At 35.1% G+C, this 21,604-nt stretch carries 16 protein-coding genes; 3 read left to right on the top strand and 13 right to left on the bottom strand.

Going from position 1 to position 21,604, the window contains the following annotated elements:
- Positions 1-209: 209 nt before the first annotated feature.
- The gene (locus FA048_RS14870) at positions 210-1,454 is read right to left on the bottom strand and encodes an efflux RND transporter periplasmic adaptor subunit (RefSeq protein ID WP_136842513.1); all 1,245 of its coding nucleotides are present in this window, start codon (positions 1,452-1,454) and stop codon (positions 210-212) included.
- Positions 1,455-1,665: 211 nt separating this feature from the next.
- Here FA048_RS14870 and FA048_RS14865 point away from each other — a divergent pair, with 211 nt between their 5' ends.
- From FA048_RS14865 to FA048_RS14855, 3 genes are all read left to right on the top strand, one after another.
- A complete protein-coding gene (locus tag FA048_RS14865; protein WP_136842511.1) occupies positions 1,666-2,058 on the top strand; it encodes an endonuclease domain-containing protein in 393 nt (130 codons plus the stop codon).
- A gap of 171 nt (positions 2,059-2,229) precedes the next feature.
- Complete coding sequence (locus FA048_RS14860) at positions 2,230-3,600, top strand: sigma-54-dependent transcriptional regulator (protein WP_136842509.1); 1,371 nt, start codon at positions 2,230-2,232, stop codon at positions 3,598-3,600.
- Between the two features lie 96 nt (positions 3,601-3,696).
- Complete coding sequence (locus FA048_RS14855; protein ID WP_136842507.1) at positions 3,697-5,055, top strand: sensor histidine kinase; 1,359 nt, start codon at positions 3,697-3,699, stop codon at positions 5,053-5,055.
- Positions 5,056-5,565: 510 nt separating this feature from the next.
- Here the strand turns inward: FA048_RS14855 and FA048_RS14850 are convergent.
- The 12 genes from FA048_RS14850 to FA048_RS14795 form a co-directional block, all read right to left on the bottom strand.
- Complete coding sequence (locus FA048_RS14850; protein WP_136842505.1) at positions 5,566-6,837, bottom strand: glucose-1-phosphate adenylyltransferase; 1,272 nt, start codon at positions 6,835-6,837, stop codon at positions 5,566-5,568.
- Positions 6,838-6,850: 13 nt separating this feature from the next.
- On the bottom strand, positions 6,851-8,257 hold the full coding sequence (locus FA048_RS14845) for a glycogen synthase (RefSeq protein WP_136842503.1): 1,407 nt from the start codon (positions 8,255-8,257) through the stop codon (positions 6,851-6,853).
- A 193-nt stretch (positions 8,258-8,450) separates the two neighbouring features.
- Complete coding sequence (gene cobA, locus FA048_RS14840) at positions 8,451-9,248, bottom strand: uroporphyrinogen-III C-methyltransferase (protein ID WP_136842501.1); 798 nt, start codon at positions 9,246-9,248, stop codon at positions 8,451-8,453.
- A gap of 77 nt (positions 9,249-9,325) precedes the next feature.
- The gene (locus FA048_RS14835) at positions 9,326-10,552 is read right to left on the bottom strand and encodes a sterol desaturase family protein (protein ID WP_136842499.1); all 1,227 of its coding nucleotides are present in this window, start codon (positions 10,550-10,552) and stop codon (positions 9,326-9,328) included.
- A gap of 507 nt (positions 10,553-11,059) precedes the next feature.
- A complete protein-coding gene (locus FA048_RS14830) occupies positions 11,060-12,310 on the bottom strand; it encodes a sulfate adenylyltransferase subunit 1 (RefSeq protein WP_136842497.1) in 1,251 nt (416 codons plus the stop codon).
- Between the two features lie 134 nt (positions 12,311-12,444).
- Positions 12,445-13,350 carry a sulfate adenylyltransferase subunit CysD gene (gene cysD / locus FA048_RS14825; RefSeq protein ID WP_136842495.1) on the bottom strand — a complete coding sequence of 302 codons (906 nt, stop codon included), beginning with the start codon at positions 13,348-13,350 and terminating at the stop codon, positions 12,445-12,447.
- A gap of 230 nt (positions 13,351-13,580) precedes the next feature.
- Positions 13,581-14,309 carry a phosphoadenylyl-sulfate reductase gene (locus FA048_RS14820; RefSeq protein WP_136842493.1) on the bottom strand — a complete coding sequence of 243 codons (729 nt, stop codon included), beginning with the start codon at positions 14,307-14,309 and terminating at the stop codon, positions 13,581-13,583.
- On the bottom strand, positions 14,309-15,820 hold the full coding sequence (locus FA048_RS14815; protein ID WP_136842491.1) for a TSUP family transporter: 1,512 nt from the start codon (positions 15,818-15,820) through the stop codon (positions 14,309-14,311). Before FA048_RS14815 ends, FA048_RS14820 begins: the two co-directional genes overlap by 1 nt.
- Positions 15,804-16,580: a uroporphyrinogen-III C-methyltransferase gene (cobA, locus tag FA048_RS14810; RefSeq protein ID WP_136842489.1), complete on the bottom strand. Its 777-nt coding sequence runs from the start codon at positions 16,578-16,580 to the stop codon at positions 15,804-15,806. The genes FA048_RS14815 and cobA (FA048_RS14810) overlap by 17 nt, the downstream gene beginning before the upstream one ends.
- Entirely contained in the window at positions 16,580-18,664 is a 2,085-nt protein-coding gene (locus FA048_RS14805) for a HEPN domain-containing protein (protein ID WP_136842488.1), read from the bottom strand. Before FA048_RS14805 ends, cobA (FA048_RS14810) begins: the two co-directional genes overlap by 1 nt.
- A gap of 152 nt (positions 18,665-18,816) precedes the next feature.
- Positions 18,817-19,254, bottom strand: coding sequence for an RrF2 family transcriptional regulator (locus FA048_RS14800; protein ID WP_136842486.1), 438 nt, complete (start codon positions 19,252-19,254; stop codon positions 18,817-18,819).
- A 987-nt stretch (positions 19,255-20,241) separates the two neighbouring features.
- A complete protein-coding gene (locus FA048_RS14795) occupies positions 20,242-21,522 on the bottom strand; it encodes an NAD(P)/FAD-dependent oxidoreductase (RefSeq protein WP_225872554.1) in 1,281 nt (426 codons plus the stop codon).
- Positions 21,523-21,604: the final 82 nt, after the last annotated feature.

The raw sequence follows: 21,604 nt of genomic DNA, 5'->3' as shown, positions 1-21,604 counted from the left end.
TAAGTATCAAGTAGTTAGTATCAAGTATCAAGACTTGATAACATTGTTAAATTGCTTTATTGTTAAATTGTTCTTTCCCAATCAATTCTACTATCTTAAATTGGTGCTCCTGTCAACGCACCTGACACGGAGCTAACCAACCTAATTTTTTTTCTTTATAATATGCTTAAACATCACGTCTCAATTCGCAATACTCAAATCTCATATCCCTATTTACTAATTTCTATCACATCATATTGGTTAAACTGATCATAAGATGAGGTAATCACTTCTTCATTTTTTTGTAAACCTTCTAATACTTCGTAGTACAAGTAATTTTTACGACCAATTTTTACATTTCTTTTAATTGCTTTTCCATTACTCACCACAAATACCCAACTTCCTCCTGTACTTTGAAAAAACTGACCCTGACTTAGTAAAAGTGATTTACTGTTATCAGATAGTGTTAATTTAACCTGCAAAGACAAACCTCTTCTCAACTCATCTGGAGACTTACCTTCAAAAACCAATTCTACCTGAAACTGACCAGCAGTTACCTCTGGAATTACTTTTCTAACTGTTAAAGAATATGTTTTCCCATTAAATTCACACTGTGCTGTTTGTCCTTCTTTAACACGGTTGATATAATATTCATCTACACCAGCTTGTAATTTGTAACCTTGCATTACATCTATCTTTCCAAGCATTTCATTTGCGTTATAAGATTTTCCAATTACTGGATCATAAGAAGATAATCGACCCGAAACCGGAGCTTTAATCGTCATGTTCTCAATGTTCTGTCTTATAGTTTGTAAACTCTCATTCATTCTTGAAATGGAAAGTTCTATTTGCTGCAACTGCATTACACGACTTTGATTCTCTTGACGAACAGCTTGTTTTAATAACGTTTTCCTACCTTGGTAATATTCGTAATCTTGACTAGAAGTATTAAATTCTTCTTTAGTAATTACCTTTTTAGAAAATAGGGCACTGTCAATTTTATACTTCCGAGTTGATGTTCTTAAGCTATTTTCTATATCCATCATGTCTTGGCTCATTACCCTTTGATTCTGCTCCAAGTCCAATCTCAGTTTTCGTAATTGATTAATTTGTTCAGTTATACTGGTTTCACTTGCTGTATAATTTGATAATGCATTTGGGTTAGCAATCCTTAACAATGGTGTTCCTGCCACAACCGAAGCACCATTTTCAGTAAAAATTTGTGCAACCGTTCCGCCTTCAGAAGAACTTACAATAACAGACGTTAACGGAACAACACTTGCATTTAGCAATACCACATCTTCAAAATCACCGTACTGTACTTTGCTAATCGTAATTTTATCAGCCTCTGCTTTATAAACCTTATTTAATGACAAGCTATAACCATAAGCCACTAAAGCCACAAAAGCAATTGCGCCAACTATAATTAAAATTGTCTTTTTACTAAATTTCTTTTTCTGTATTACTTTGTCCATTTGGAGATTTTATGCTGTTAATGATATGCCATTTGCCAAGTTTGTGCCAAGCGTAAATAAAATTTTAAATGCCTGAAAATCAATGATATAAATTTTATATTTAAAAATAGATGTTCATAATCGAACAGTTATTGTGCAACATCGAACAGTACAGCATAGCTTTGTGGTGAGTTGTGAGTTGCAGGTTTGGGCTGAACTAGGTAAATAAAATATGGAAAATTATGGAGATGAACTTTTTAAAGGCGCTAATTCAAAGCTTTTCGAGTTTTCTAAAATTTTAAGAAAAACACAAACTGATGCTGAAGAAATAGTTTGGCAGAGCCTCAGAAATAGAAAAATTTTAGGTTTCAAATTCAGAAGACAACATCCATTAGACAAATATATTGCTGATTTTTATTGTTATGAGGCTAAGTTAATAATAGAAATTGATGGTGGAGTTCATAATCAAAATGAAAACCAAGAATATGATAAAAATAGAAGCTATGAGCTGGAAGAAATGGGAATAAGGGTAATTAGATTTACAAATGAATTGGTAAAAGGTAATTTGGATAATGTTTTGAATACAATTAAGGAGCATTTGCAAAATAAAAACCTCACCCCTTAATCCCCTCTCCTTGAAGAGAGGGGGCAAAAAGCATAAACAGGGTGTAAAAAATTTGAATATTACGATTTTGGGTTAACCGATTTACCATTAAATCCCTCTCTTCAAGGAGAGGGATGGCACAAAAGAACATATACTACTAAACTTTAACAGGGTGAGGTTAAAAATATAAAAATGATAGACGCAAACATTCTTGTAATTGATGATGACGATGATATTTTATTAAGTGCACGGTTATTCTTAAAACAGCATTTTAATCAAGTATTAACCTGTAAATCACCAAGAGAAATAAATGTGCTACTTAGTAAAAACGAAGTAGACATTATATTACTGGATATGAATTACCAAAAAGGTGCAAGTGATGGTCGTGAAGGACTATATTGGTTAGAGCACATCCTATCGATAGATAAAGACTATGTAGTAATTTTAATGACAGCTTACGGCAACGTTGAATTGGCCGTACAGGCTATTAAAAAGGGTGCCACAGATTTTATCCTTAAGCCATGGGAAAATGAGAAACTTTTTGCAACGCTTTCTGCCGCAAGCAAATTGAGACAATCGAACAAAAAAGTTAAAAAATTAGAAAAAATACACACTTCAATGCAAAGCGATATAGCTCGCAAATTTGAGCATATTATTGGCAACGATAATGGTGTACAACATTTACAAAAAACGTTAGCTAAAGTTGCTCCTACAGATGCTAATGTACTTATTTTAGGAGAAAATGGTACTGGAAAACAGGTTTTTGCTTATGAAATACATAAAAACTCATTAAGACGAAAGCAGATTTTTATGCACGTAGATTTGGGGTCATTAAATGAAAATCTCTTCGAAAGTGAACTTTTTGGTTACGTAAAAGGTGCTTTTACAGATGCTAGAGAGGATAAACCTGGTCGTTTTGAAATGGCTGATGGTGGAACTATATTTTTGGATGAGATTGGCAATCTTTCCCTCCCATTGCAAGCAAAACTACTAAGCGTACTCCAAAACAGAACTGTTACTCGTTTAGGCGAAAGTAAAGAGCGAAAAATTGACGTTCGGTTAATTAGCGCAACCAATATGCCACTAAACGAAATGGTAGCTAAAGGTACATTTAGACAAGATTTACTATTCAGGATTAATACTGTAGAATTAATATTACCACCCCTACGTGAACGTGGAAATGATATTGTCCTTTTAGCAAATCATTTCTTACAAAGTTTTTGCACTAAATACCACAAAACAATTAAAAATATTAACGCCAAAGCAGAGCAAACCTTGTTAAATTACAACTGGCCCGGTAATGTACGTGAACTGCAGCATGTTTTAGAAAGAGCGGTAATTATGACAGATGGAATGGAGATTTCAGAGAGTGATTTACAATTATCTCCACAAAAATTTGGCAATCAATCTGTTATACAAGCAGATATGCCATTAGATGAAATGGAAAAAATGATGGTAAATAAAGCTATAGAAAAACATAAAGGAAACATTTCTAGAGCAGCAGCCGAATTAGGTTTAACAAGAGCTGCACTTTATAGAAGGATAGAAAAATTTGGGCTTTAGAAAGTCTAAAGCAGAAAGTCCAAAGACCAAAGCTTAATTTAATACCTTGCTCATTTCGCTTTAGTCTTTTACCTTTAATCCTTTAGCTTTACAACAATGTTTTACCAAAGATTTACTTTCCGTTTAATCCTCCGCTTGTTGATCATCAACGTGTTGGCTGTGCTGTTGGTCTATCTTGTTCGTAATACGCAATTGTGGTTTACCATTACAGGCGTTACTATCATATTGCTGGCTAATATCATTTCTCTTTATTATTATGTCAATCAAATTAGAGAGGATATTAAACGCTTTATTCTTGCTGTTAAAACTAGAGATCATACTTTAAACTTTAAGAATAAAGCTACAAAAGGAAGCTTTCCAGAATTGTATGACTCTTTTAGTGAAATAATTCAAATTCATAAAGATATTCAACTAGAGCAAGATTCTATTTTTCAGCTCATTAAAACAATTTTAGAGCAAGTTCCAGTAGGCGTAATCGTTGTTAAAAAAAATAAGACAGAGCAGCGGAAATCAGAAATTTCATTTTTTAATTTAGCGGCAAGCAACTTATTAAATGTGCCCGCATATAGTTACTGGCATCGTTTCGAAGAACATTTACCTATCTTTGCTAAAGAAATTGATGCCATCAAAACTGGTGGAAAAAGATTCATTGAATTAAAGATCCAAGATAAATTCATTCAACTTTCTATCGAGGTAATACCTCTTAATCTTTACGGTGCAGACTACAATATCATCTCTTTCCAAAATATTAAAGATGAAATTGAGCAAAAAGAAACTGAAGCTTGGAACCGTTTAATTGGGGTTATTTCTCATGAAATATTAAACTCAATTACGCCCATTAGCTCTCTTTCAGATACGGTAAACCAAATGATTAACAATAAAGAAAGCTTAAATGCCGAAGATTTAGAAGATCTAAAACCAGCTTTACAAACCATTAAACGTAGATCTGAAGGTTTATTAGACTTCGTGAAAGACTATCGGTTAATTGCCGAGCTACCCACACCAAATGCAGAACAGCATAGTATTGGTGAAATTTTGCAACATGTTAAAGTGCTCATGCAACCAATGGTTAATGCCAAACACATCAAATTACAAGTGCTTCAAACTGCCTCGAAAATATCGATACAAATAGACTTTAAATTAATAGAACAGGCGCTAATTAATCTCATTACCAATAGCATGTATGCCCTTGAAGATGTAGAACATCCTGTAATTGAGGTAACTTACCGTCTTGCACACAATAAAGTTTACATTGATGTAATTGATAATGGCAAGGGAATTGAAGCTTCAAATATTGAAAAAATATTTGTTCCTTTTTATACTACCCGCAAAAATGGATCAGGTATCGGGCTAACAATTACCCGTAATATCATGAAAATGCACAGAGGTAGTTTAGAAGTTGACTCTATACCAAATCAGCGAACAACTTTTTCTTTGGTGTTTAATTATGTTTAACCACATTATGTAATTCTGAGTGCAGCGAAGAATCTCTTTTGAAAGCTAGCGTTCAGTATTTCTTGGCAACATCAGCCCTGCTATTCACTTTACTTCATTTCATTCCGTGCTCGCTACTATCAGGCTTATTTAACGAAGTTGGTGCTACAATTACTTTGCACAACTAATGTATTTTTACTAAAGACAACTTTATCCCTCTTAAGGGTTTATAGTAGGGAAATACCACCCCCTAGATTCCCCCGCCAGCGGGGGACACGTGATGCATACCTATTCTCTCTTTCCAAATTTGATTAGACTAAAACCATAACATACTGTCTCTATAGTTATAACCGCAATCACACCTATCAAATTTTCTTTAATCAATTATAAAGGAACTTGGATAGCTTAATTAAAATCGTATAATATTAATTTAAAGAGATTCTTCGCAAGCTCTGAATGACAACCAATAAAAAAGCCCTTACTTTTCAGTAAAGGCTATCTTATTTCTAAATAGTTATCCGATGAATAAAACTATATTACAGTTCCATTTGGAATAGTAGCTCCTTTTTTAACTACAACAATTCCGTCTCTTACTACATATAATCCATAATCTCCTTCCGCAAGGTGCGAACCACCATTTATACGAACATCGTTACCAATTCTACAGTTTTTATCTACAATAGCATTATTGATATAACACCTATCTCCTATACCTAATAATGGACGACCAGAGCTTGTTTCTTCTTGAATTTCTTTTAAAGTTTGGTAATGGTCGCTACCCATTATGTAGGAGTTGGCAATGGTTGTACCTCTTCCAATTCTAGACCTGATCCCTAGAACAGCTCTTTCTACCCTACTGGCCTGAATAATGCAACCTTCGGCAATAATGGTTCTTTCTAATGTTGTTCCAGATATTTTTGAAGGTGGCAACATCCTTGCCCTGGTAAAAATAGTATGTGCACTATCAAACATATTAAATAATGGCAATTCATCAGTTAAGCCTAAATTAGCTTCAAAGAAAGATGAGATATTACCAATATCTGTCCAATAGCCTTCATACTGATAACTTAATACGTGGTTATTTAATAATGCTCTAGGAATAATTTCTTTACCAAAATCTTTTTCATCTGGATTTTCATTCAACATCTTAATCAGAAGATCTCTATTGAATATATATATCCCCATAGATGCTAAATAATTCCTACCAACACCTTTCATTTCATCGCTAGTTTCAGAAGTCCAATCTGGCAATAAATCTGCTTTTGGCTTTTCTATAAACGATGTAATGAAGCTTTCCTCATCAGTTTTTAAAATACCAAACTCTGTAGCGTCTTTTGCATGAACGGGAATCGTTGCAATAGAAATCTCTGCACCTTTATCTATATGTGCTTGCAACATCGCTTTAAAATCCATCTGGTACAATTGATCTCCAGATAAGATCAAAATATAATCAAATTCATGATTGGTAATATGATGCATACATTGTCTAACAGCATCTGCAGTACCTTGAAACCAAGTAGGATTATCTGGCGTTTGTTCTGCAGCCAAAATATCTACAAAAGCTTTAGAAAAATGACTAAAGTGATAAGTATTTTTAATGTGTTTATTTAATGACGCCGAATTAAATTGAGTTAAAACGAACATACGATGTATGCCGGAGTTCATACAATTTGAAATAGGAATATCTACTAATCGGTATTTACCACCTATTGGCACAGCGGGTTTAGAACGGGTTTGCGTTAATGGAGATAGTCTTGAACCTTGGCCACCACCAAGAATTACACCCAATACTTTGTCGGTCATATATTTTATAGTTTTACATTTGGTACAAATCAATATACTGTTGGGCAGCCCTATCCCAAGAGTGGTCTAACGTCATTATAAACTTACGAATTTCTTTCACTTTTTTCTGGTCTAAATATAAATCAAAAGCTCTGCCAATGGCATGTCCTACATCCCAAATACTGGTTTGATCATGGCAAATTCCAAATCCTCCATCACCAATATCTGTTACTGTATCTTTTAGTCCGCCTATACGTCTTACAATAGGAATAGTTCCATAACGTAAGGCATACATTTGATTTAAACCACAAGGTTCAACTCTAGATGGCATTAAGAGAAAATCAGCACCTGCATAAATTTGATGAGACAAAGCTTCATTATAGCCTATGTAAGCATTATACCTACCTGGATAATGATGTTTAATCTCATTTAATCTATCTTCAACATGTGGATCTCCTGAACCTAAAACCAAAATATTTATTTCACCTTCACTCTGTTGTAAGGCATTGTAAAAAATATCAGGTAGTAAATCTGCTCCTTTTTCTCCAACTAAACGACCTATAAAAGTATATAATGGCTTGTCTTTGGCTAGATTAAAAACATCGCAAAGGGCTTCTTTGTTTGCTTTTTTTCCACTTTCTACAGTCCTAATGTTAAATGCTTTAGTCAGCATTGAGTCTTGTTGCGGATTCCAAACTTCGTTATCAATTCCATTTAAAATCCCAAAAGATTTTCCTCGTTCTTGTGCCAATAAATTTTCAAGACCATTGGCTTTATAACTAATCTCATCTAAATAGCTGGGCGATACAGTTGTAACCCTCCATGCGCATTTAATTGCAGATGCTAGTGGATTAATGGAATTGCTCCAATCTAATTTACTTGAATTACGTAAATCAAAGGCTGGCAAGTAATGTAATTTATCCCATCCAAATTGGCCTTGGTACTGTGCATTATGAATAGTTAAAACAGTTGGAATGTAACTTATATGTCTGTAATTATGGCTATTACCAATCATAAAAGGGATTAAACCCGTATGGTGATCATGACAATGAATTACATTTGGCTTGTGCTCCCACTGAGCAATCCAGTCTAAACTTGCAATTTGAAAAGCCAGAAAGCGTTCGGTATCGTCATTATAGCCATAAACCTTTTCACGATCTAATAACCCTGCAATATGAACCAAAAACAAATCAAAGCCTAGTTTATTGGTTTTTTCTCTAAGTATTCTAACAGGAAGATTATTAGAACCTAATCTTACCCAACCATCATATACGACTTCAAACTCATTTTGCTGCAAAAATTTTGTGTTATAAGCAGGCATAACTACCTTGGCCACATGGCCTAGCTTATTTTGGTATTTTGGTAATGCTCCTACTACATCTCCCAAACCGCCAACTTTTGCGACTGGATAGCATTCTGCACTGAAGTGTATAATTTCCATAATTAGGTGTCGAAAAAAACTTACTTAAATTAGGCATTAGATTGTGTATTGCAAATATTTCAGCAAAAAATAATTTTAAATTCAAATACTTACTTTAGAAGTTTGTTTGGAAATTTCTTTTTGAAAAAGAAAAGGTTGGACATTACTGGCCAACCCCTAAAACAAAACAAAAAAATAATATGAAAATTCTAATTTAATATTCTTCTTGTGCCATAATTGAATAAAATTCTTTTATCGCATTAAACTGTGGATGCAAGGAAACAACATTACCGAAAACCAACAAGGCTGGTGAACTTAATTTCTTTTCTTCAATTAGTTCTTCAATTGTATCAACAATACCAACTACAACATTTTCTTCTTGAGATGAACCATTTTCTATCACGGCTACAGGCAAATCAATTTTACCTTCAGCCCTAAAGATGGAAGCAATTTCTTTGATTTTCTCAATACCCATTAATACCACAATGGTGGCATTAGATTTTGCAGCAACATATAAATCTGGCGAAATTTCTCCATGCGAATTTGTTCCTGTAACCACCCAAAAACTTTCACTCAGGTTGCCATAAACCATTGGAATTTTCTGTAAGCCTGGTACACCCAACGCACTTGATACACCTGGAACAATTTCTGTTGGAATGCTATATGACTCTGCCACGTCAATTTCTTCGAAACCGCGAGCAAATACAAAAGGATCACCACTCTTTAAACGTACAACATGACCGTAATTTAAAGCGTAATCTATCATTAACTTATTAACTAACTCTTGAGAGAATGATTCATCACCTGAGCGTTTACCTACATAAACCTTAATTGCATTTTCTGGGGCATGGTTTAATAATGCTTCATTAACCAAAGCATCATATAAAATCACATCTGCAGTATTTAAAGCTTTAACGCCTTTCAAAGTCAATAAATCTGGATCACCAGGACCAGCTCCTACCAAAGTAATTTTTGGTTCAATTTGAGTTTTTTCTATCTTGTTCAAAATCATCGCTCAGGTTATTAAGTACATCAATGACACAAATTTATATAAAATCTATAGAATTAGTAGAATTTATTTTAAAATAATTATTTTTTTATTTTTTCATACTGCAAAACATAGCGTTTATAAAGCCTGCTTAAGGTAAAAAACCGTTCTAAAATTACAAGGCTTATTGTTGGTAATAAGATTGCACCAAACCAGTCTAATTTAAAAAAGATGAAACTAATTATTAAGATTAAACGTATGCACTCTAGGTAATAAATCCATCTAATTTGCTCCATCAATGCACCACAATTAATAAGAGTAATGATGATAAAGACCAAAAAAAATAGTTGGTCAACTAGGTTTAGATCTTTAAAATAAGCGGTTAAAAAAGTTAACATGATTACACACACAACAATTTGGATGTTAAGGTATTTTTTGAATTTAAAGCGATAAGTATCTTTAGATTTATGTTGTAAATATTTTTGCTCTAATAGTGGTCTTATATCTTGGTTAAGAACCGCTGGATGACCAAATATCACCTTTAGTTTATTTTTAAAACCTACTACCCTATTTGTGGCCTCGGCAATTTCAAAATAGTAATGGAAATGCTGCCATAAAAAACTATAGCTCTTTATTGGGTGAGTAAGTCCATATTTAGGTGGCTCTTCTTCTCTTTGGTAAGTCCCGAAGATTTTGTCCCAAAAAACAAAGACATCACCGTAATTTTTGTCCAAGTATTTTTCATCACTAGCATGATGAATACCATGAAGGGATGGGGTAACTAAGATATGCTCTAGCCATCTTAATCTAGGAATGAGTTGAGTATGGGTAAAGAAAGAATAAGCACCATGTACTGTTAGAATAGTAATTACCATTGCTGGATGGAAACCTACAAATGGTAATGCACACCAGAATGCGCTTCTAATTAAAGCTTGAAAAGTAGTGATTCTAGCAGAGACAGTTAAGTTAAACTCTTCACTCTGATGATGGACAATATGTGCTGCCCAAAAGAAATTAACTTCATGCCCAAGCCTATGGTACCAATACCAAACCAAATCTGTTGCCATGATAAGCAAAATCCATACCCACCAGGTATTAGGTATACTTAATAAAGCATAATGCTTATAAACATAATTAAACAAATCGTAAAAACTAGCCGCAATAAAAAGATTTAACAATCGCTCTGCAATGCCAATACTAACATTAGAAATTGAGCTTTCATATTTAAATAGGTGAGCCTTTTTTAACCGGACTGCCAACACATACTCTATATATAAAAACAAAAAAAAAGCTGGAATAGCAAAGGCCAAATAGTTGATATTTTCCATTTTAAGCGGCTAAACCATGAAGTAAAATCACATCTTGTGTTTGTGCTGCAAAATGATTTAAGTACTGTTCTAATAGTGGGTTTACTTGTAACTGCATAAAATGAAAATTTGATCAATGAATTAAACCAATTCTTCAAAAGTAAGGATTTTAAAATAAAGACTACTAATTTCATAGACTTTATTTGTAACATATCCATTTGCTACTAAAAGGATTTTAGTTTAGGCGAAATCGTCATGTTCACCTTGACTGGCATCGTAATGAGACAGAAAATCTAATGTAAGGATTGCGCTTTACGATTCCCGTTCACGGGAATGACGGAAGCTAATGATTGTTTCTTGCACAGTTTTCGGTTCTCTAAACCCGATTACAGTGGAAATCCTTTTGTCATCCTGAGCGTAGTCGAAGGACAAAAGATTGAAACGAAAAGCGGGGCTATCGTAACCGATGCCCCGCTGTAATTGTTTTACTAATATTTGAACTAGTGAACTGTTGAACCAATGAACTAATTACTCTACCGTGGCTCTGAACATTAAAGCACCTACTGTTAAATTTGTTCTACTGTCAATTAATATAGCCGAACCATTTGCTCTATTTTCTCCATATAAATCGAAGGCCAAAGCATCTGCAGTTTTAACAATTACACGACCTATGTCATTTAATTTAAAGTCATCAGCTGCGTGTTTATCTAAGGTATTGATATCTACTTTATATAAAATTTCACTGATTTTACATTTAGTTGTTTTACTATTATGCTGAATTAAATACATAATTGATGGATCCAATGCTCTTGTATCCATCCAACATAAATCTGCTTCGATCAATTTAGATTCTATAGGCAAAGCCGAAGAATTAACTAAAGTATCACCACGACTAATATCTATATTGTCTTCTAAGTGAATGGTAACTGATTGACCTGCTAAAGCCTGGTCTAATTCGCTTTCAAAAAATTCTATTTTGCTAATGGTAGAACTTGTTCCGGCAGGTAAAACCGTTACCTTATCATTTAATTTAAAAGTTCCGCTTAATACTCTACCAGCATATCCTCTGTAATCATGAAGTTCATCAGTTTGCGGTCTAATTACCCACTGCACTGGCATACGAGCTTGCGCTGTTTTGTCTTGCAAATCGGTATCTACTTTTTCTAAAAAGTGTAATAAACTTTCGCCATCATACCAGTCCATTTGAGCTGATGGTTGCACAATATTGTCTCCTTTTAATGCACTTACAGGAATGTAAGTCACATCTTTCAAATCTAAATTTTGCGCTAGTGCTTTGTATTTTTCTTTAATGGCATTAAATACAGTTTCACTGTAATCCATCATGTCCATTTTATTTACACAAACCACAATGTGTTTGATACCTAAAAGAGAAACTAAATAAGAATGGCGAATGGTTTGTTCTACTACCCCATTTCTAGCGTCAATTAAAATGATGGCTAAATTTGCTGTAGAAGCACCTGTAACCATGTTTCTGGTATATTGAATGTGGCCCGGAGTATCGGCTATAATAAATTTTCTCTTCTCGGTTTGAAAGTATTTATAGGCCACATCAATAGTAATTCCTTGTTCTCGTTCGGCTCTTAAACCATCTGTTAAAATAGCTAAGTCTATCGTTCCATCGTCGTTTTTTCTGTTAGAGCTTTGTAGGGCTTCCAACTGATCTGCTAAAATAGAATCGGTATCATATAACAAACGGCCAATGAGGGTACTTTTACCGTCATCTACACTTCCCGCTGTGAAAAATTTTAATATGTTCATTTTTTATTAGTATTAAGATATAAGTATCAAGTATCAAGACCTTTGCAAGTTTGTTATTAATACTATTTATTAATTTCTTTTAAAGAATTTTTAAGGCTCATATCCAATCTTGATACTCGCTACTTGATACTTCTTTAAAAATATCCCCCTTTTTTTCTGTCTTCCATTGCTGCCTCAGAAACTTTATCGTCCATACGAGCGCCACGTTCTGAAATTTTTGATTCACTGATTTCTTGGATAATGTCATCGATCAAATCAGCATCAGATTCTACTGCAGCTGTACAAGACATATCACCTACTGTACGGAAACGAACCTTTTTGCTTACTACCACATCTTCATCATCCATATTTAAAAACGGAGATGCTGCCATTAGCTGACCATTTCTAGTAATACAATCTCGTTGGTGCGCAAAATATATACTTGGCAAAGCAATGTTTTCTCTCCTGATATAATTCCAAACATCAAGCTCTGTCCAATTACTAATTGGAAAGACCCTTACATTTTCTCCTTTATGAATTTTACCGTTGTAAATATTCCAAAGTTCAGGGCGTTGGCGTTTTGGATCCCACTGACCGAACTCATCTCTAACTGAAAAAATGCGTTCTTTGGCACGAGCTTTTTCTTCATCTCTTCTGGCACCCCCAATACAAGCATCGAATTTATGTTCTAAAATTGTATCTAACAGTGTAACCGTTTGCAATGCATTACGACTAGCACTTTTACCAGTTTGCTCAATTACTTTTCCTTCGTCTATAGATTGCTGAACAGAACCAATAATAAGTTTTTCGCCTATTCTAGCTACCATTTCATCACGGTATTGAATAGTTTCTTCAAAGTTATGTCCAGTATCAATGTGTACCAATGGAAAAGGAAACTTGCCTGGTCTAAATGCCTTTTCTGCCAACCGCACTAAAGTAATTGAATCTTTTCCGCCAGAAAACAGCAAAGCAGGTTTCTCAAATTGCCCCGCCACTTCACGTAAAATATGAATAGCCTCGGCCTCTAATTCATCTAAATAATCAAAATTATATTCACTCATTTGTAGATATTGTAATGTTTAAATGTTGAAACGTTGTAATGTTTCATTTGCGAACTTTCTTTATTCCTTGTTCTTATATTGCTTGGGTCGTGTCCTCACGAACCATATCAGTTATCCAGCCTATCGCTTTAAGATTGCTTCGTTCCTCGCAATGACGATGGAGCTAGGCACTTTGCTTAGTCTTTGGTCTTTCAGCTTTATTCTTAAACACCTTAAACCTTTCACCTTCTTTATTCTTTACTCGCCACTATTTCTTCGGCTGTGTTGTGCAGTCCGCATTCTTTTTTACTTTGGTCTTCCCACCACCATCTTCCTGCTCTAAAATCCTCACCAGGCTGTACTGCTCTTGTACAAGGTGCACAACCAATGCTAGGGAAACCTTTATCGTGTAAAGTATTATAAACAATGTTATTGTCTTTGATATATTGTTTTACTTCGGCTAAAGTCCATTCAAAAATTGGGTGAAACTTAATGAGCTCATTACTTGCATCCCATTCTAAATCATGCATATCTTCTCTATTTGCACTCTGCTCTGCTCTAATACCTGTTACCCAAATCTCATTGCCATATAAAGCTCTTTTTAAAGGCTCAATTTTACGAATATGGCAACATTCTTTTCTGTTTTCTACCGATTCATAAAAACTATTTGGTCCTTTGGTATTGACCATATCTTGCAACAATTCTGCCTGCGGGTAATAAGCATGAATGGTTTGTTTATAAATTTCTAACGTTCTGTTCCATACATAGTAAGTTTCTGGAAATAACCTTCCAGTTTCCAATGTAAAAACTTTAATAGGAATTTTATTACTGAATATGATATCCGTAATCACTTGGTCTTCCCAACCAAAACTGGTACTAAACACAATTCTACCTTGATATTTTTTAGTTAAAAACCAAAGTTTATCTACAATGCTTAAACCAGCTAATTCTTGTTTTAGTGTTTCTAACTCTTCCATCATTAAATCAGCTTTAAAATAAACATTACTACGCTACGCAAACTTACCGCCATAACAATGATACCCACTGCCACCATAATTGTTTTTGCTGAGATCTTATTAGAAACCCTTGCTGCAATTGGTGATGCCAAAGCACTACCGATAATTAAACCTACAACTGCCTCCCAATACCTACCACCTAACATGGTAAAAAATGTTAATGAACTTAGCGTGGCTATAAAAAATCTAGAAATTTTAACCGTTCCTAAAGAAAATAATGGATGTCTGCCACCAGCAATTAAGCTAGAAAGCACTATTGAACCCCATCCACCACCAAAAGCAGCATCTATAAAACCACCAACAAAACCTAGTGGCCCAATATTTTTTATCTTCTGACTCCCCGGCTTTTTCCTTTTAATATTGAAGGCCTTCATTAGAATAATACCTCCCAAAAATAGGGTATAAATTGCCACAACTGGCTTTACATAAGCGCTATAATGTTCTAATGAAGATAAAATATAAGCACCCAAAACTGCTCCTACAATAGCTGGAATAATTAATATTTTAAAGAGTTTCCAATTTACATTTCCCATTTTGTAGTGCATCCATCCGGCTATGCCGTTACTTAGCACTTCAGAAATATGTATAGCCATACTGGCGGATGCTGGAGGCAAACCCATTGCCAATGAAAAGGAAGCAGTAGTTACACCATAAGACATACCTATTGCCCCATCTACCATTGCAAAAACAAAACCTGCTATTAAAAACCAGTAAAACAGCGGATCGATATTGATCAAGAAAGACTGAAATTCTGGCTCAGTATTCCATAAAGTTAAACCAGCAGTATAAATGAATAATACGATAGAAAGCCAAATTAACCATTTGATATTTCGTTCAGCAAAGCTCTTTCTTGGTTGAATTAAACCCTCCGTAACTTGATTTAGCTTTTTAACTTTCGAAGCAAAATCGCCACTTAAAGTTTTACGCAGCGCACTCATGTTTTGAAGTGTAGTGTCTAATTCTGCTGGTATACCTTCGTTTAAAATTTCTTTTAATCGCTTGGCGATAGTTGGCGATTTACCATTTGTAGAAATGGCAATTTTTAAATCTCCTTTTTGAACGATTGAACCTAAATAGAAATCGCATAGCTCTGGTTTATCTGCAACATTAATTAATAAACCTTTTTGATGGGCTTCTGCTCTTATTTGTTCATTTAAAACATTGTTAGCTGTAGCGGCAAAAACAATATCTACATCCTTTAAATCTGAAGCATCGTAAGTTTTTTGCTTCAGTTTTATTGAGGGATAAGCTGCCACTAAATCAATTATTGCTGGATTAATAGTTTCTGCAACAATCGTAATATCAGCCTGATGGCTATTGTTAACAATAGCACTTAATTTTTCTAAACCAACATTTCCTGCACCAATTAATAATGTACGCAACTGATTCAGCTTAACAAAAACTGGAAACAGTTGATTTCCTTTTGCTTCTTCAGAAAAGGACACATTATTATTGAGCTTAGGAGATGGCTGCATATTGCTTAATTAACGTTTTAAATGAAGGATGTAGCGAAACTACTTCTCCAAAAATAAGCAAAGCTGGGGCTTCTATTTTTTCTTTTTTACTTATTTCTAAAATAGAATCTACTTTACCAACCACCAACTTTTCATTGTCTGACGAACCATTTTGAACTACCGCAGCAGGCAAATCATGTCTTCCTTCTGCTTTAAAAATCTCAACGATTTGAGGTAATTTTTTCAAACCCATTAAAATAATTACAGTAGCGTTTGATTTTGCGGCCTGATAAATATCATCAGATACTTGTCCGTTTGAAGTTGTACCTGTAATTACCCAAAAGCTTTCACTCAATCCACGATGTGTAACTGGAATTTGTTGCAAACCAGGCACACCAATTGAACTAGAAATACCAGGAATTACAGTTACTGGAATGTTGTATGAATCAGCATAATCTAATTCTTCATAACCTCTACCAAATACAAATGGATCGCCACCTTTTAAACGCACAACATGACCATAATTTAAAGCATAGTCTACCATTAATTTGTTAATTGCATCTTGTTCAAAAGAATGCTCTCCGGAACGTTTGCCCACATACACTTTAATTGCTGCTGCAGGTGCATGAGTTAATAAAGCTTCATTGGTTAATGCATCATAAAGCACAACATCTGCTGTTTGCAGAGCTTTTACACCTTTTAAAGTTAGCAAATCTGGATCTCCGGGGCCAGCGCCTAACAATGTAATTTTTGGTTCTATATTTAAGTTTCTTTCTCCCATTACACAATTGCCCTAAGGACTTTAATTTGATTTAAAAATTCAGTTGCTTCTCCAAAATATTGATTAGCAAAAGCTACAGATGGTTCATTTTTATTAATTTGAAGTACTAAATCTGAAAAACTGCTATTGAAAATGAATTCTCCACTTTGTACAAAATGAGTATCGAATTCTCTAATTACACCAACTTGTGTGCTGCTGTTAACGCCTTTATCTAACAACAAAGATTTTGCTGCATTTACCATTGCACTGTAGCTGTGGTAAATCGAATCGGCATAAGCATTATTTTGCAATGCTTGCCCTGCCCAACCTAATTTCTCTTCAGCTTCTAACAATAAGGTAGCTACTAAATCTATTACTACTCCAGCACATTCTCCTACCCCAATTGCGGTTTCAAAAGTTTCTTCATGACCCCAATCCACAAATTCTTCTGCTTTAAGGTTGGTTAAATCGCCTAAAGGTTTTAGCAGTTTGTAAAAATATTCTTTCCCCTGTCTATCATAGTATTGGTGGAAATTTTCATCCGATAGGTTATTCGATTTAAAATCATTTAGCAAGAAATGTAAAACCTGAGTGGCTCTTTTCGAAGGCACTTTAATTACTCTTTCTGCTACCCTACCCACACCATTACCCACTGTTCCACCACCTAACATTACTTGTACAGCTGGCACAACCTTGCCTTCTGCTTTTACAGAACTGCCATGAAAACCAATTTCTGCCAAACCATGCTGACCGCAAGAATTCATACAGCCACTAATTTTGATTTTAATGTTTTTCTCGTAAATAAACTCAGGAAAATCATGGTAAATCACTTCTTCTAAAACTTCTGCCAAAGTCATACTGTTAGAAATACCCAAGTTACACGTATCTGTTCCTGGGCAAGTAGTAATGTCGGCCAAGCTATCAAAACCTGCATTGGCTAAGCCGATGTCTGATAGAGCTTTATATAAAGATGGCAATGCATTTTGTGGCACAAATTTTAACAACAAACCTTGATTTTGTGTAATGCGGATTTCATCAGCAACGTAAGGTGTAATTGCATTTACAAAGGCTCTTGCTTGGTCTGTTTTAATATCGCCTACTAAAATTTTCACATAAACCCCAAAAAATCCACTTTGCTTCTGCTCAAAAACGTTGGTAGCCAACCAATGTTTGTAATGGTTTTCGTTCTTTATTTCCGCTGCCGGATAATCTTGCGCATGAGGTAAGTTTGGAAGAGGGACTGTAGTAAGATCAATCTTAAAAGTTTTTACTTTGTTGGCAACTCTTTCTTCTTCTACTAATCTTAAAACTTCTTCTAAGCCTAATTTTTGAACTAAATATTTTAAACGGGCTTTATTTCTATTGGTACGTTCGCCATAGCGATCGAATACTCTTAATACCGATTCTGAAAAGGGAATTAACTGGTCTTCTGGTAAAAAATCATTAATTGCACTTGCTAAAAAGGGTTGTGCTCCTAAGCCACCTGCAAATAAAACTTTAAAACCACGCTCCCCATTTTCATTTATTTTAGGAATGAAACCTAAATCGTGGATATAACTGTAGGCTGTATCTTTATCGCTAGACGAGAAGGAAATTTTAATCTTCCTGCCCATTTCCTGACAAATTGGATTGCGCAAAAAGTAAGCAAAGGTTGCTTGTGCATAAGGTGAAACATCAAATGGTTCATCCGGATCTATTCCAGCATTTGGCGATGAGGTTACATTACGAACTGTATTTCCGCAAGCTTCTCTTAAGGTAATATCATCCAATTCTAGTTTAGCCCAAAGTTCTGGTGTTCTATCTAAGCTTACATAGTGCAATTGAATATCCTGACGGGTTGTTAAATGCAAATTTCCACTTCCATATTCATCAGCAATATCTGCTATGCGCAATAATTGTTTAAAAGTTACTTTACCAAATGGCAGTTTAATACGGATCATTTGCACACCAGGTTGGCGTTGTCCATAAATGCCTCTTGCTAGGCGCAAACTTCTAAAACGTTCGTCATGAATCTTTCCAGAACGAAAATCATTGATTTTTTTCTCAAGGTCGATTATATCTCTTTCTACAACCGGATTTTCTAATTCTGTTCTAAAACTTTGCATATCGTAAATTTGGTTTATAATTTAAGGGAGGGATTTTAACCTTCTCTTGCCATATTTAATTTGCTTTACGAGGTAAATTCTCTTTTTAAACAAATAATATAATGCAAATATACAAAGTATATAGACTTAGTCGTCTATTTTATTAAATTTTTTTACATCAAGTCAATTGAAGTTTTTTCACGTTCGATGATATTTGCGATGCTGGTTTCACTCAAAACCTTTAAAGAAGCGTCTCTAACATCAATAAATGCTTTGCGAATCCCACAGGTTACCTCATCATGGCACTCTTCACATTTGTGGTAAAATTTTAAGCTAGCGCAAGGAACCATTGCAATTGGCCCATCGGTAATACGCAAAATATCAACTAAATAAATGTCTTCTGGGTTTTTGTTAAGGCTATAACCTCCTCCAGCACCTTTTTTGCTATACAGGTATCCCGCATTGCGGAGATCTAATAGAATTTGCTCTAAGAATTTTTTAGGAATATGTTCTTCTTCTGCTATACGGGCGATTTGCATAGGTGGTTGGGTCATATTCTTTCCCAAAATTACCAGTGCTTTTATAGCATACTTTGTTTTCTTCGACAGCATATATACAAAGCTAATAAAAAAGTTCTGAGTTGAGAGGGGTATGATGTAAGATTTTAGTTGGGATTGATTATCGCTCAACCTATTGGTCATAACCCCCTAACATTAAACGTCATTGCGAGGTGTTGCTCTTCGCAACCCGAAGCAATCTCCTTGTTGGTTTATATATGCTATTGCCCAACGCTTAGGCTTGCCTCGGTTCACCGCCACCGAGGGGCTCTTACCTTTTTCTTGATAAAAAGGTAACCAAAAATCAAGGCTGAGAATGCCATGTCGGAATAATACGTCAATTGTTTTTGTACCGCAAAATGAGCCATTGCGGTGAAGAACCTCCATTTCTCCATTTTGCTAATTTAATGCTAGAGAGAAATAAATGCTTTAAACAATTAACTATTCTTCCTTCCCTTGCATTCAAGGCCGGTCATAGTTCTTGGGAAAGATCGTGAACATATGAAGGGTTCCATAATTCCTAACATTAAACGTCATTGCGAGGTGTTGCTCTTCGCAAACCGAAGCAATCTCCCTGCTGGTTTATATATGATATTGCCCAATGCTCAGCCTTGCCTCGGCTCTTGCCGCCATGGCATTCCACTTTTCCTTGATGAAAAGTTGAGCAAACCCGAGCCCTTCAGCGAGCTCATTAATTCCATTAAAAACAATAACTGCTTATTAATAAATCAAGGCTGTGTATCATTTCTTGAATTAAGCTATCAAAACTAAAAGGCGGCAAGCCACATTACCGATGAAAAATCGGATGGTGCATTGCCTTGTGCAGTAAAATTTTAAAGATTGTGCAAAAGTTTTAATGCTTACTCCTTCGAAATGCTACAAGGCCGGTCATTGTTCTTAGGAAAGATTATCGTATCGAAAGTTTTTGCTCCTATCTATAAACTGAGGGTTTAACCTAAAAGCCACTCATCTTTTTACAAAACTTGCCTCGCTCCTAATGCAAGTCCCTTCTCCTTTAGGAGAGGGGATTTAGGGGTGAGGTTAAAACCTATCAGCGCTATACTTGTTAATTGCAATTGATAACTTGCTCCCAACGGCCAATTCTGCTACTAATTTACCAGTTGCTGGTGCTAAACTTACACCCATCATGCCGTGACCACCTGCAATAATTAAGTTTTTTAATTTCTTGGTAAAACCGATGTAAGGCAAACCATCAGGAGAACAAGGCCTAAAGCCATACCAAATTTTATCTATTTGAGGGATTGGAACTTGATAATCTGGATAATATTGAGGGATTGAATTGACTATACCTTCTACCCTGTTCTTATTAATTTTATCATTCATTGGGGCAATTTCCATTGTACCACCAAAACGAACCATCCCATTCATAGGCGTTACAGCTACCCTCGCTTCGAGCAATAAAGCTGGATGATGGATTTGATGTTCCTTAGGATCTACCATAAAAGAATAGCCTTTGCCTGGCATTATTGGGATATTTAAATTTGCCTTTTTAGCCAACTCTGGCAACCAAGCACCACCCGTCATCACCACTAAATTTGCAGCATAGGTCTGATTACTTGTTTGTATAGCTGTTATTTCCCCTTCGCTGGTTTCAAAGCCTGTTACCTTACAATTGCTTATAATTTCTACCTCATTCTTTTTCAAGTAGGCTACCAATTGCTTTACCAAATCGTTGGGCGATAAATGTGCATCACATCTATAATGAACCGAGCCTAAAACAGCCAATGCAGCATTTGGCTCTAAGGCTTGTGTTTGGGCTGCAGACAAAGGTTCTACATCTAATCCCAAATTTTGTGCTTTTTTAGCCAAATGGATCTCTTCATCACCTGTGGCTTGGGTTTTATAAAGCATTAAAATACCCTTTTTCTCTAAGCCGAAATCTAACGAAGGGTCTTTTGCTAAATCATCATATAATTGCTTGCTTAGCAAGTGCAAATCTCTTAATGGCACAGCCGATTGATCTACATGTTGCTGGTTGGCATATTTCCAAAACTTTAATCCCCAAGAAATTAATGCAGGATTAAAAGATGGCTTTACATAAAAAGGGCTTTTGCTATCAAACATCCATTTAATGCCCTTGCTAATCATTCCGGGGGCTGCCAATGGTACAAAATGACTAGGCACAATCATTCCGGCATTGCCAGATGAGCAGTTGTTGATTAAGTCGCCCTGCTCTAATAGCGTTACTTTAAACCCTTCTTTGTGCAAATAATAAGCAGAACAAAGGCCTATAATTCCTGCACCAATGATGGTTACCTCGCCTTTAGTAGAAGATGATTGGTTCATTTGTTCATTAGTCATAATGGGAAATAGATAATAGATTTTTAAAGAGATTCTTCGCTGCGCTCTGAATGAAACTTACATGAGACTTTGTAAACCCTCT

The organism is Pedobacter polaris, assembly GCF_005116505.1.
Classification (GTDB): Bacteria; Bacteroidota; Bacteroidia; order Sphingobacteriales; family Sphingobacteriaceae; genus Pedobacter; species Pedobacter polaris.
Note: the sequence above shows the minus strand (reverse complement) of the source record. Positions and strands in the feature narration are given on the sequence as shown.